Annotated in this window: 14 protein-coding genes and 1 pseudogene; 2 read left to right on the top strand and 13 right to left on the bottom strand. The window is 38.5% G+C overall.

The genetic code is table 11. The features are described 5' to 3' along the window. A complete protein-coding gene (locus N8A89_RS16455; RefSeq protein WP_281543203.1) occupies positions 1–1161 on the bottom strand; it encodes a vWA domain-containing protein in 1161 nt (386 codons plus the stop codon). Positions 1162–1238: 77 nt separating this feature from the next. Between N8A89_RS16455 and N8A89_RS16450 the strand changes: the two genes are divergently transcribed. Together N8A89_RS16450 and N8A89_RS16445 are read left to right on the top strand one after the other, a co-directional pair. Further along, complete coding sequence (locus N8A89_RS16450; RefSeq protein ID WP_281543202.1) at positions 1239–2045, top strand: DUF1853 family protein; 807 nt, start codon at positions 1239–1241, stop codon at positions 2043–2045. A gap of 124 nt (positions 2046–2169) precedes the next feature. Continuing rightward, entirely contained in the window at positions 2170–2616 is a 447-nt protein-coding gene (locus N8A89_RS16445; RefSeq protein ID WP_281543201.1) for a nuclear transport factor 2 family protein, read from the top strand. A gap of 50 nt (positions 2617–2666) precedes the next feature. Here the strand turns inward: N8A89_RS16445 and hisIE are convergent, their stop codons facing one another. The 12 genes and pseudogenes from hisIE to hisG form a co-directional block, all read right to left on the bottom strand. Further along, positions 2667–3266: a bifunctional phosphoribosyl-AMP cyclohydrolase/phosphoribosyl-ATP diphosphatase HisIE gene (hisIE, locus tag N8A89_RS16440; protein ID WP_289644622.1), complete on the bottom strand. Its 600-nt coding sequence runs from the start codon at positions 3264–3266 to the stop codon at positions 2667–2669. Between the two features lie 25 nt (positions 3267–3291). After that, positions 3292–3984: an aspartate/glutamate racemase family protein gene (locus N8A89_RS16435; RefSeq protein WP_281543199.1), complete on the bottom strand. Its 693-nt coding sequence runs from the start codon at positions 3982–3984 to the stop codon at positions 3292–3294. A gap of 11 nt (positions 3985–3995) precedes the next feature. Continuing rightward, the gene (gene hisF, locus N8A89_RS16430; RefSeq protein ID WP_289644621.1) at positions 3996–4751 is read right to left on the bottom strand and encodes an imidazole glycerol phosphate synthase subunit HisF; all 756 of its coding nucleotides are present in this window, start codon (positions 4749–4751) and stop codon (positions 3996–3998) included. A 70-nt stretch (positions 4752–4821) separates the two neighbouring features. Continuing rightward, the gene (locus tag N8A89_RS16425) at positions 4822–5175 is read right to left on the bottom strand and encodes a four helix bundle protein (RefSeq protein ID WP_281543198.1); all 354 of its coding nucleotides are present in this window, start codon (positions 5173–5175) and stop codon (positions 4822–4824) included. A gap of 32 nt (positions 5176–5207) precedes the next feature. Beyond that, complete coding sequence (locus tag N8A89_RS16420; RefSeq protein WP_281543197.1) at positions 5208–5732, bottom strand: DinB family protein; 525 nt, start codon at positions 5730–5732, stop codon at positions 5208–5210. Beyond that, a complete protein-coding gene (hisA, locus tag N8A89_RS16415) occupies positions 5725–6453 on the bottom strand; it encodes a 1-(5-phosphoribosyl)-5-[(5-phosphoribosylamino)methylideneamino]imidazole-4-carboxamide isomerase (RefSeq protein ID WP_281543196.1) in 729 nt (242 codons plus the stop codon). The genes N8A89_RS16420 and hisA overlap by 8 nt, the downstream gene beginning before the upstream one ends. Before the next feature lie 5 nt (positions 6454–6458). Next, positions 6459–6881 (bottom strand): GNAT family N-acetyltransferase, encoded by a 423-nt coding sequence (locus N8A89_RS16410; RefSeq protein ID WP_281543195.1) that lies wholly within the window; start codon positions 6879–6881, stop codon positions 6459–6461. After that, positions 6881–7462: an imidazole glycerol phosphate synthase subunit HisH gene (gene hisH / locus N8A89_RS16405; protein WP_281543194.1), complete on the bottom strand. Its 582-nt coding sequence runs from the start codon at positions 7460–7462 to the stop codon at positions 6881–6883. Before hisH ends, N8A89_RS16410 begins: the two co-directional genes overlap by 1 nt. Further along, on the bottom strand, positions 7459–8610 hold the full coding sequence (hisB, locus tag N8A89_RS16400) for a bifunctional histidinol-phosphatase/imidazoleglycerol-phosphate dehydratase HisB (RefSeq protein WP_289644620.1): 1152 nt from the start codon (positions 8608–8610) through the stop codon (positions 7459–7461). The genes hisH and hisB overlap by 4 nt, the downstream gene beginning before the upstream one ends. Next, positions 8607–9650 carry a histidinol-phosphate transaminase gene (gene hisC, locus N8A89_RS16395; RefSeq protein ID WP_281543193.1) on the bottom strand — a complete coding sequence of 348 codons (1044 nt, stop codon included), beginning with the start codon at positions 9648–9650 and terminating at the stop codon, positions 8607–8609. Before hisC ends, hisB begins: the two co-directional genes overlap by 4 nt. After that, positions 9647–10929: pseudogene (hisD, locus tag N8A89_RS16390) on the bottom strand (histidinol dehydrogenase). Before hisD ends, hisC begins: the two are co-directional and overlap by 4 nt. Then, positions 10929–11786, bottom strand: coding sequence for an ATP phosphoribosyltransferase (gene hisG / locus N8A89_RS16385; protein WP_281543192.1), 858 nt, complete (start codon positions 11784–11786; stop codon positions 10929–10931). Before hisG ends, hisD begins: the two are co-directional and overlap by 1 nt. Positions 11787–11856: the final 70 nt, after the last annotated feature.

Genomic DNA, 11856 nt, shown 5'->3' with positions numbered 1-11856 from the left:
TTATTTCAATTTTTTTCGTCTATTAGATTCATAATCCTCAAAAATCATTTCTCCCAAGCCTTTTAGACCTGTGAAAAATGCTTTACCCTTATTGGCCTCGGTAAAATGCCTAATAAATTGCATCAAATAGGGGTCTTGGGCAATCATGAACGTTGTTATGGGAATATGGAGCTTTCTCGCTTGGCGTGCCATGTTATAGCATTTCTCAACGATATAATCGTCTAACCCTACACTGTTCTTATAATAGGTCCCGTCCTGCATGCGCAAACAACTAGGCTTACCGTCGGTAATCATGAAAATCTGCTTGTTCGTGTTGCGTTTTCTTCGTAGCATATCCATGGCCAACTGAAGTCCGGCTACGGTGTTCGTATGGTAGGGCCCTACTTTTAAATAGGGTAAATCCTTAATTGGAATAGGCCAAGCATCGTTACCAAAAACCAAGATATCTAAAGTGTCCTTCGGATAACGCGTTGTAATCAACTCAGAAAGGGCCATGGCTACTTTTTTGGCAGGTGTAATCCTATCCTCCCCGTATAAAATCATACTATGACTAATGTCAATCATAAGTATGGTGCTCATCTGTGCCTTGTACTGCGTATCCTCTACTACTAAATCCTCTTCACTGAGATGAAAGCTGCCGATACCATGATTTACTTGCGCGTTTTTCAGACTTTCCGTCATCGAAATATGCTCCAAACCATCTCCATATCGATATTCCCTTAAGTCACCCGTATGCTCATCGCCTAACCCGGACTTACCTGTTTTGTGGTTTCCTGCACCACTACGCTTCAATTTTCCAAAAATTTGGTCTAGTGCACGCTGACGTATGATGCGTTCCATTTTAGCGGTAATAGAAATCGTACCGTTTCCTTTACCATCTCCTTCATCTCCCTCTTCACCCATTTCGCCACCACCATCCTCAAATTCTTCGCGGATATAGCCCTTGGCCTTCAGGTCTTCTATAAAGTCATCTATAGTGTAATTCTCGTCCGTTAATTCGTATTCCTTGTCCAATTCTCGCAACCAATCAATAGCTTCATCGAAATCACCCGAAGTATGGGTGATCAATTCCTGAAAAATATCAAACAGTTTATCAAAGGGAGTTTGTTCCGGAGCTTCATAGGGGACAAATCGAAACCCATTTCTCATATTCATAGCCATAGTATAAAAATAAGTTATTTGAGAGTGACAATAACTGATTTTAAGAAAACTTAAAGGTTTGTATTAACTTCGCTCCTATGGTATTTGAACAATGTATTGGATTTTTAAATACGCCTGCACTCTGGAAAAACGAGCAGTTTGGAATAAAACAATTTAATTTTCCGGAAATTGATACAAAAGCACTTACAACAACAGCGATTCCCCAAAACATTCGATTGGGACATCAGATGGAATATGTTTTCAAGCAGCTCTTAGAGAGTTCTTATACGTACGAGGTTTTAATACACAATCTTCCCGTCAAAATTGGCAAAAGAACAATAGGTGAAATAGATTTTATAATTCGCGATTTGGCGACTCAAGTTTTGCTCCATATTGAACTTACCTATAAGTTTTACATTATAAATCCAGAGATAACGGAGCCCATTCATCAGCTAATGGGCCCTAACAAACGGGATATGTTCTTTACCAAAATGGAAAAAATACGGGATGAGCAGTTTGCCTTAATCTATTCTGAATCAGGAAGGGACGCGTTGGCTATACAAGGATTAAATAGCAATGATATTGAGCAGCGAACCTGTTACAAAGCCCAACTCTTCTCGCCCTATGGTACTAAAAAAGTTCATATACGACCTCTTGAAAAAGGGTGTATAGAAGGATATTGGCTAAAATTTGATGAGTTTAACACAAATGAGTTTAAACCGTATCAGTATTATATTCCCTTCAAATCCGAATGGGTGGTAACACCACATGGGGATGTGCAGTGGTGTTCCCATTTTCAAACATTAATGGACATCAATCTAAAAATGCTGAAAGAAAATGCACCCATGGTCTGGGTGAAAAAGTCCGAAAATACTTTTGAGAAATTCTTTGTGGTTTGGTGGTGATTTAAAAATTATTGAAAGGTGAACCATAATGGGCCTTTGACCATCAGTGTTCTAAATGCATAAATTGTAACACTTTGATACACATGCTAATTGTTGTAATTTTAAAGTCCTATTTAAAATCGAAATGAAAAACTACGCTAAGCTTATATTATTTGCCATCCTGGTCTGTTGCACTTCAATAGTTTCAAGTCAAAATACTGACAAAGCTTCGGTACAATCTGCAATCGAAGATTACGTAAACGCGCTATATGAGGTAGACCCTTCTAAAATTGAACGCAGCGTGGATACCACACTACGAAAAATTGGTTATTGGTATGATGACAAGTCTAGTGCCTACAGGGATAATTTGCCGATGACCTATCAACAGTTGTATGATTTGGCAGGTTCATGGAACAAAGATGGGAACCGGATAACTCCCGACTCGCCTAAGGAAATTTTAATTTATGAAGTAAACGATAAGACCGCAACGGCCAAACTTACGGCTGAATGGGGAATAGATTTATTCCACCTGGCTAAAGTGGACGGACAATGGAAAATCATGAACATCATTTGGCAAAGCTCTCCAAAATAATGCTGGGCCACCCGCATAACCGTTGTGATTTATTCCAGCCGCTAATCAGATTATTTTTTTCTTTTCATTAATTCCGATTCAATATCCTGGAGTTTAAAACCTTTGGCTTGAAGCAGTACCATATAGTGAAACAATAAATCGGCACTTTCGTAGAGAAATAGCTCATCATTATTATCCATAGCCTCTATGACCGTCTCCACGGCTTCTTCTCCTACCTTTTGAGCAATTTTATTAATGCCTTTTTCAAACAAAGACGCTACGTAGGATTGATCGCCATCTGATGAAGTTCTACGCTGTTCGATGGTCTCTTCAAGCGTAGAGAAAAAGCCAAAATTGGAATCATTATCCTCGGCCCAACAGGTAGCTGTACCTTTATGGCAGGTTGGGCCTACCGGATTGACCGAAATGAGCAAAGTGTCATTATCACAATCATTTTTTATATCCACCAGATTCAAGAAATTGCCACTTTCCTCCCCTTTGGTCCATAAGCGTTTTTTAGATCTACTATAGAAAGTAACCTTACCGGTTTTCTTGGTCCTATCCAATGCTTCTAAATTCATATAGCCCAACATCAAAACATTTTTGGTTCGGACATCCTGGATGATGGCAGGTACTAAGCCATTATTGTTCTTATTAAAATCTATTTTCATCTTTATTATTCTTGTTGAAACCTATTTAAGATAAAGCAAAATTGAGCGCGGCATTAACGTGCTCTTTGGTTGTGTCAATGACTGCAATATCACAGTCTTCTTGTGAAATTAGTAAGGGAATTTCGGTACAACCTAAAATAACACCCTGCGCCCCTTCTTCTTCAGACTTTTTAATAATCTTTAAGTATTTCTGTTTGGAATCTTTCGAAATAATACCTTTTGCAAGCTCGTCATATATTACTTGATGTATAATTTTTCTATCCTCTTCGGAAGGAACCAAGACCTCGATCCCGAATTGGTTCTTAAGAATATCCTTATAAAAATCCAGTTCCATGGTATATTTTGTGCCAAGCAATAATACTTTATGACATCCTTTTTCCTGAACGACCTTACCGGCAACTTCGGCAATGTGTAGTAAGGGAACGGTTATTCTTTTCCGTATAACATTAACACTCAGGTGCATTGTGTTAGCACAAATTAAAATGATATCAGCCCCCGCATTTTGGAGCCTTACCGCTATCTCGGCCATTTGGGAGTGTAAAGTGTCCCAATCCGCTTTTGCTTGCTTATCCGCTATCATTGCAAAATTTACCGATTCAATTATACATTCACATGAGTTTTGTACTCCTAATTTTTCCGCTATTCTTGTATTTAAGAGGTGATAGTACAATTGAGTAGACTGCCATGTAATACCGCCAATAAGACCAATTTTTTTCATGGTAATTTTTCTTATATCCTTACAGGGATCTGATTTTCTCTTAATTCCTGTTTCAAATCATTGATGGTAATTTCTTTGAAATGAAAAACACTGGCCGCCAGAGCTGCATCCGCTTTTCCCTTTACAAAGGTATCTGTAAAATGCTGCATGGTACCCGCACCTCCAGAAGCTATGATCGGTATATTAAGTTCTGTGGATAACTTGGCCAAAGCCTCATTTGCGAATCCGTCTTTTGTTCCGTCATGGTCCATGGAAGTAAAGAGTATTTCTCCGGCACCACGTTCTTCTACTTCTTTGGCCCAATCAAACAAATCTAATTGTGTCGGCACCTTGCCTCCGACCAAATGTACGAGCCATTTACCATCTATTTGTTTGGCATCAATAGCCACCACAATGCATTGGGAACCGAATTTAGCGACCAAATCATTAATTAATTGGGGATTCTTGACTGCTGATGAGTTTATAGACACCTTATCGGCGCCGTTTTGCAACAAGATATCAACGTCTTCCACCGATGAGATTCCGCCTCCGACCGTAAAGGGAATGTTTACTTTTTCCGCTACTCGGCAGACCAAATCTGCAAGGGTTTTACGCTTCTGTTCCGTAGCGGATATATCTAAAAAAACCAGCTCATCAGCCCCTTCCCTACTATATATTTCCGCTAACTCCACAGGGTCCCCGGCATCCCTTAAATCTACAAAGTTGATGCCTTTAACGGTGCGGCCATCTTTAATGTCCAGACAGGGTATGATTCTTTTTGCTAACATATTCTTAAGTACGAGGTAAGATTTACGAAATAAGAGGAATAAAAAAATTTAAAATATTTTATTTATAGTATCATTTTTTATGATTCCTTCTAGTTGTTTTGATTGATGCCACGGTTATTGCCAGTAATTCTTCACTCTCTATTTTCAACCGTTTCATCTCTTCATGATTTATATCTAGCACTTCCAAAAATAATTCCAACCAGTAAATTGTTTCATCCGCTTCTTCCTCCACAATTTTAAGTTTATTGATAAAGTCAGCTGTAGATTTAGCTCTTTGAGATGCTCTGTAATTAGCTCCAATAGAACTAGAACAGCGAATGAGCTGTCTTACCCAAGCATCTAATTCTCTTGATTTTGGAATTTTAGCACAAAGCTGCCAACAATCGACGGCAAATCTCTTAGTTCTTAATTTTAAATCTTGCATCCTTTTCTTCTTGTACCTCGTATTTTGTTCCTCTAACCTTCTAATTTATTTTTAATTTTTAAATCGATTCCCTCATAAAAACCAAGGTCTTTATCCTTTAGTTGTTTTACCCAAAAAGCAATTTGCCCGGTATGGTACGAATAATGTTCCACCGCATGGATAACAACCCCAATACCTGAAAAAGTAAAGCCCTGTACCGACCTTACTTTTAGGAATTGATCTACGTTAGCATCAAAAATGACCCGCTTTGCCGTATCCACTGTATCTTCAAGTTTTTTGAAAACTTCTGATTTGTTTAGTCCATCTTTTTTAGTAAATTCCAGGTCACGATTTCTCATGTCCTTTGTTTCTCCGAGCGAAGCGATCACATACTGTGTTATATTTCCGCATAAATGTAATATCAAATTTGCGATGCTGTTTAAGTAGCTGTTTGGTTTTAACCATAGTTCCTCTTCAGAAATTGATTGCAGACTAATACTAATCATCCTAGTGTTCTCATCCATGCGATAAAGCGCATTCTTCACTAATTCATCAATCAATTGAGCCTCTCTATCCATGATTTAAAATATAGTTTTCCAATTGTTTTAGGCTGATTCTATTTTCATAAATCGCCTTTCCAATTATGGTTCCCTCACAGCCTATTTCAGCTAACCGAGGTATTTCTTTAAAATCCGAGATTCCGCCAGAAGCAATCAGCTTGATGCCAGCTATATTTGTTAGGATTTTCTCGTACAAATCAAAAGAGGGCCCTTCTAACATGCCATCCTTGCTTATATCGGTACAAATAACATATATGATTCCTTTGGCCTGATATGCCTTTATAAATGGAAGCAATTCTTCCGTTGATTCTTCCTGCCAACCAGAAATAGCTACTTTTTCGTCCAAAGCGTCAGCACCTAGAATAATTTTATCCGCCCCGTAGTTATCAATCCAACTGCTAAACGTTTCCTTATCCTTTACAGCGATGCTTCCACCAGTTATTTGAGTGGCACCACTTTCAAAGGCCACGCGCAAGTCGTCATCAGATTTCAATCCTCCACCAAAATCTATTTTTAAATTTGTATGGCTTGCAATCTGTTCCAAAATTTTATGGTTCACAATGTGTTTGGACTTTGCACCATCCAAATCCACCAAATGTAAATATTTAATCCCATGAGCTTCAAACGCTTTGGCAACTTCTAAAGGGTTTTCATTATATATTTTTTTGGTATCATAGTCTCCTTTAGAGAGCCTTACGCACTTACCATCTATTATATCGATTGCTGGGATTATTCGCATTACTATTAATCTAATTTTTGTCTGTCAATGGACATCCACAAAGGAGAATCTCCAATTCTTTTAAATCCAAATTGTTCATAAAGACTGTGGGCATCCTTTGTTTTTAAGGCAATTGTCTTAAGGCTTTTAATGACATCATCTTGGAGCATATGTTCTATTAGTTTCTTTCCATACCCCCTACCCTGAAATTTTGTAAATATGATGACGTCCATGAAATAGCCAAAATAGATATAGTCCGTTACTACCCTGCTAAAACCAATCTGTTCATGATCCGTTGTATAAATCCCGAAGCAGTAGGAATTTTTAATGGTCTTTTCAACATCTTTCAAGGTCCTGCCATCGCCCCAATATTCTTTGGCTATAAAATCTCTTATTTTGCCAACGTCCAATAGCTCATTATCTTTTGATATATAATAATTTTGCACCATTACATTATTAAAAAATTCTTTAAAATCTGTTCGCCTACGACACTACTTTTTTCTGGATGGAACTGTGTTCCATAGAAATTATTTTTCTGTAGTGCTGCGCTATATTCCAGTCCGTAATTAGCTTGTGCGATAGTCTCTTTGCACAAAGGCGCATAAAAACTATGTACTAAATAGATATGCTCGTTATCCGCAATGTTTAAAAACAGCTTCGATTTCAAATTGGTAATTTGATTCCAACCAATTTGCGGGACTTTTACCTGGTTTGAGAATCTAACCACATCCACATCAAAAACACCTAAACCCTTTGTAGCACCTTCCTCAGACGAATTACACATTAATTGCATTCCAAGGCAAATTCCCAAAACAGGTTGCTTAAGGTCGGGGATAATTCTGTCCAGGCCACTATCCCTAAGTTTTTTCATCGCACTACTCGCCTCACCAACCCCTGGGAAAATTACTTTGTCCGCGCTTTTAATTTCGTTGACGTCGCTACTTAGTACGGCTTCCATCCCCAATCTTTTAACAGCGAATTTGATGCTTTGGATATTACCTGCACCGTAATTGATAATCACGATTTTCATAGAACGCCCTTTGTTGATGGTAAAATCATTTTTTCAACATCGCGCTTTACCGCCATTTTGATAGCTTTCGCAAAAGCTTTGAAAATAGCTTCAATTTTGTGGTGTTCGTTTTTGCCCTCTGCTTTAATGTTAAGGTTAGCCTTTGCCCCATCGGTAAACGATTTAAAAAAATGATGGAACATTTCCGTAGGCATATCACCTACCTTTTCACGTTTGAAATCCGCATCCCAAACCAACCAATTGCGTCCTCCAAAATCAATGGCAACTTGGGCAAGACAATCATCCATGGGCAAACAAAATCCATAGCGCTCTATGCCCAGTTTATTTCCTAGAGCTTTGTGAAATAATTCACCCAACGCAATCGCTGTATCCTCAATGGTATGGTGTTCATCCACTTCCAAATCACCGTCTACCTTAATGTTCAGGTCCATCTGTCCATGCCGCGCTATTTGGTCCAGCATATGGTCAAAGAAGGCAAGTCCTGTCTTAATGTAGCTAGTACCCGTTCCGTCTATGTTTAGTTCAATTTTAATGTCGGTCTCATTGGTTTTACGGTGTATGTTGGCTTTCCGTTGTTTCAATTTTAAGAACTCGTAAATCGTTTCCCAATCATTACTTTCCAGAGCAATAACCGATTGCAACTCTTTCTGCTTTACCGTAATCTCATCGGTTCCAAGATTTGTGTCATCATTAATAAATACACCTTGGGCGCCTAAATTTTTAGCCAGTTCCATGTCCGTCAACCTATCTCCGACTACAAAGGAATTTTTTAAATCATAGCTTTCTGAAAAGTATTCAGTTAATAAGCCTGTACCAGGCTTTCGCGTATTTGCATTTTCATGTGGGAACGTACGGTCCAAGAATACCTTTTTAAAAACTACTCCTTCATTCTCAAAAGATTTTAAAATAAAGTTTTGGACAGGCCAAAACGTATCTTCCGGAAAAACATCTGTACCTAACCCATCTTGATTGGTTATCATAACCAGTTCAAAATCCATTTCCCTGGCAATTTTCCCCAAGTAAGTGAACACCTTAGGGTAGAAAACCATCTTTTCAAAGGCATCAATCTGCTCGTCTACGGTTTCCTTGATGATAGTTCCGTCCCTATCAATGAAAAGCACCCGCTTCTTTGCTTTTTCAGTACTCATAATAATGATTTTAAAACCGTCATTAATTTTTGATTTTCATCCTTTGTACCAATTGTAAATCGTAATGTGTTTTCACATAAAGGTTGCGCAGTACGATTTCTGGTTACAATTCCTTTTTTCAATAATTGATTATAGCGTTTGGTAGCATCATCCACCTTAACTAAAACAAAATTTGCGTCCGATTGATAAATTTTGGATATAAAGGTCAGTCCTTCTAATTCCTCAATCAGTTTACTGCGTTCTTCAAGAATATTAGTGATTTCTTGTTGTATTTGACTAATTTTTTCTAAACGTTCTAAAGCTTTTTGTTGTGTTAACTCATTGATGTTATAAGGCGGCTTTATTTTATTTAGAATGCTGATAATCCCATTTGAGGCATAGCATATGCCAAGCCGGATTCCCGCCATGCCATAAGCCTTGGAAAGGGTTTGTGTTACGACCAAATTTGGATATTTATCTAGTTTAGTGACCCAACTTTGGTTGGGCGAAAAATCGATATAAGCCTCATCTATGATAATGAGTCCGCTAAAACTATCTAGCAGCTCATCAATAACCTTTGATGAAATGCTATTTCCGGAAGGATTGTTCGGGGAACAAATAAAGATGATTTTGGTGCGTTCATCAATAGCATTTTTTACTGCATTCAAATCTGGTTGAAAATTTTCTAGCAATAAAACTTCCCTATTCTCTATACTGTTGATACCGGAGAGCACCTTGTACATCCCGTATGTTGGTGGTAACGTAACAATATTATCTACATTGGGTTCGCAAAAAGCCCTGAATAATAAATCCAAAACTTCATCACTGCCGTTTCCCAATAAAATTTGATTCGTATCTACACCTTTTGTTCTAGCCAAAACATGCTTTAAACTTCGCTGCTGAGGGTCCGGATACCTATTTACACCGTTTTCGAAGGGATTCTCGTTCGCATCTAAGAATACCATTTCCGAGCCGTCCGAGATATATTCGTCCCGTGCGGATGAATAGGGACTTAGCCCTTTTACGTTTTCCCTGGTTATATTTTCTAAGTTGAAGTTCATTTTAAACTATTCAATCTAAACGTAACCGCATTTTTGTGGGCCTGCAATCCCTCCGCTTCTGCCATCAATTCGATGGCTGGTCCGATATTCCTTATGCCTTCCTCGCTAATTTTTTGAAAGGTCATACTCTTCATGAAACTATCTAAATTAACACCACTATATTGCTTGGCATATCCATTAGTAGGCAGGGTATGATTAGTACCCGAAGCATAGTCTCCAGCACTCTCTGGCGTATAGTTCCCTATAAAAACCGATCCTGCGTTAATGGTGTTCTCAATATAAAATGATTCATTTTCGACACATACAATATAGTGTTCCGGGCCATATTCGTTAATTAAATCAATAGCGGTCTGGTCATTATCCACGTAAATCAATTTACTATTGGCAATAGCTTTTTTAGCGATGTCCTTTCGTGGTAAATCTTTGAGTTGTACTTCGATTTCCTTCTCAACACTTTCAATCAGTAGTTTTGAGGTTGATACCAATATCACCTGACTATCAACACCATGTTCGGCTTGGCTCAATAAATCCGAAGCTACAAAGGCCGGATTGGCAGAATCATCGGCAACTACCAATAATTCACTCGGGCCGGCAGGCATATCTATAGCCACCCCGAATTTTGTCGCAACTTGTTTTGCTACGGTAACATACTGATTACCAGGCCCAAATATCTTGTAAACCGCCGGTATGGTTTCGGTACCAAAAGTCATTCCCGCAATGGCCTGTATTCCGCCTACTTTGAAAATTTGTGTAACACCGCATTGGGATGCCGTATATAAGATTGCTGCATCAATTTTACCTTCCTTGTTAGGAGGCGTGCATAGAACAATCTCTTTACAACCAGCGATTTGAGCTGGAATAGCCAGCATTAAAATGGTGGAGAATAACGGAGCCGTTCCTCCCGGGATATACAACCCAACTTTTTGAATGGGTCGCTTTTCCTGCCAGCAGCGCACTCCTTTCATGGTCTCTACTTCTACCTTGCCAGTAATCTGTGCTTTATGGAATTTTTCAATATTTGCTTTCGCCAATTGTATGGCACTTTTCAATTCCGGTTTAAGAATATTATTGGCCTCATTTATTTCCGTATCGGAAATAACTAAATCCTCCAAAGAAACACCATCAAATTTCATGGTGTACTGCTTGAGGATATCATCACCAAATTCTTTTACTTCTTTGAAAATAGTATTTACAGTGTTTTCAATTGCTGCAAAGTCTGTGTTGGTCGCTTTAACACGTCCGACCAATTTTCTTTTTTAGGATTGTATATTTTGTTCATTACAATACCATTTTTTCGATAGGACATACCAAGATACCTTCGGCACCTGCTTGCTTCAATTCATCGATGACTTCCCAAAAGGTATCCTTATTGATTACGGTATGAACGGAGCTCCATCCTTCTTCCGCTAAGGGCAGCACCGTAGGACTCCTCATTCCCGGTAATAGCTTTAGAATGTTTTGCAGTTTGCTGTCAGGAGCGTTCAATAATACATATTTGGACTGTCTGGCGCGCAAAACGGATTGGATTCTGAACTGTAATTTTTTCAGTAATGCTTCCCGTTCTACAGAAATCTCAGGTGAAACCGCTAAAACGGCTTCACTTTTTAGCATGACCTCCACTTCCTTCAAATTATTTTTGAAGAGGGTACTACCACTGGAAACGATATCACAAATGGCATCCGCTAGCCCAATATTAGGGGCTATCTCAACAGAACCCGTAATAATATGTAAATCTGCTTTTATCCCTTTATCCTCCAAATAACTCTTCACCGTATTAGGATAGGACGTAGCAATACGTTTGCCCTCAAAGTCTTGAACGGAGCTGTACTTCATTGATTTTGGAACAGCCAAAGAAACTTTACATTTAGAAAATCCGAGCCTTTCTGCAATGGTGATGTACGCTCCTTTTTCTATAAGTACATTTTCCCCAATTATGGCAATATCCACGACACCATCACGTAAATATTGTGGAATATCCCCGTTTCTTAAATAAAAAACTTCCATTGGGAAATTCCTACTGGATGCTTTTAGCTGGTCCTTTCCATTATCGATAGAAATTCCACAGTCCTTTAAAATTTGTAGCGAGTCTTCATTGAGTCGACCCGATTTTTGAATAGCAATTCTAATTTTTGTCATTTTTCTGATATGGTGTTCGAACAATCAAAATAGATTAAAAACAAAACCCGTTTGATGGCTCAAACGGGTT

It is taken from the genome of Maribacter aestuarii, assembly GCF_027474845.2.
Classification (GTDB): domain Bacteria; phylum Bacteroidota; class Bacteroidia; order Flavobacteriales; family Flavobacteriaceae; genus Maribacter; species Maribacter aestuarii.
Note: the sequence above shows the minus strand (reverse complement) of the source record. Positions and strands in the feature narration are given on the sequence as shown.

Bases quoted from the DNA above. Each gene is read 5' to 3' on its own strand.
- N8A89_RS16455 (WP_281543203.1), bottom strand. From the start codon at position 1,161: ATGGCTATGAATATGAGAAATGGGTTTCGATTTGTCCCCTATGAAGCT.
- N8A89_RS16450 (WP_281543202.1), top strand. From the start codon at position 1,239: ATGGTATTTGAACAATGTATTGGATTTTTAAATACGCCTGCACTCTGG.
- N8A89_RS16445 (WP_281543201.1), top strand. From the start codon at position 2,170: ATGAAAAACTACGCTAAGCTTATATTATTTGCCATCCTGGTCTGTTGC.
- hisIE (WP_289644622.1), bottom strand. From the start codon at position 3,266: ATGAAAATAGATTTTAATAAGAACAATAATGGCTTAGTACCTGCCATC.
- N8A89_RS16435 (WP_281543199.1), bottom strand. From the start codon at position 3,984: ATGAAAAAAATTGGTCTTATTGGCGGTATTACATGGCAGTCTACTCAA.
- hisF (WP_289644621.1), bottom strand. From the start codon at position 4,751: ATGTTAGCAAAAAGAATCATACCCTGTCTGGACATTAAAGATGGCCGC.
- N8A89_RS16425 (WP_281543198.1), bottom strand. From the start codon at position 5,175: ATGCAAGATTTAAAATTAAGAACTAAGAGATTTGCCGTCGATTGTTGG.
- N8A89_RS16420 (WP_281543197.1), bottom strand. From the start codon at position 5,732: ATGGATAGAGAGGCTCAATTGATTGATGAATTAGTGAAGAATGCGCTT.
- hisA (WP_281543196.1), bottom strand. From the start codon at position 6,453: ATGCGAATAATCCCAGCAATCGATATAATAGATGGTAAGTGCGTAAGG.
- N8A89_RS16410 (WP_281543195.1), bottom strand. From the start codon at position 6,881: ATGGTGCAAAATTATTATATATCAAAAGATAATGAGCTATTGGACGTT.
- hisH (WP_281543194.1), bottom strand. From the start codon at position 7,462: ATGAAAATCGTGATTATCAATTACGGTGCAGGTAATATCCAAAGCATC.
- hisB (WP_289644620.1), bottom strand. From the start codon at position 8,610: ATGAGTACTGAAAAAGCAAAGAAGCGGGTGCTTTTCATTGATAGGGAC.
- hisC (WP_281543193.1), bottom strand. From the start codon at position 9,650: ATGAACTTCAACTTAGAAAATATAACCAGGGAAAACGTAAAAGGGCTA.
- hisG (WP_281543192.1), bottom strand. From the start codon at position 11,786: ATGACAAAAATTAGAATTGCTATTCAAAAATCGGGTCGACTCAATGAA.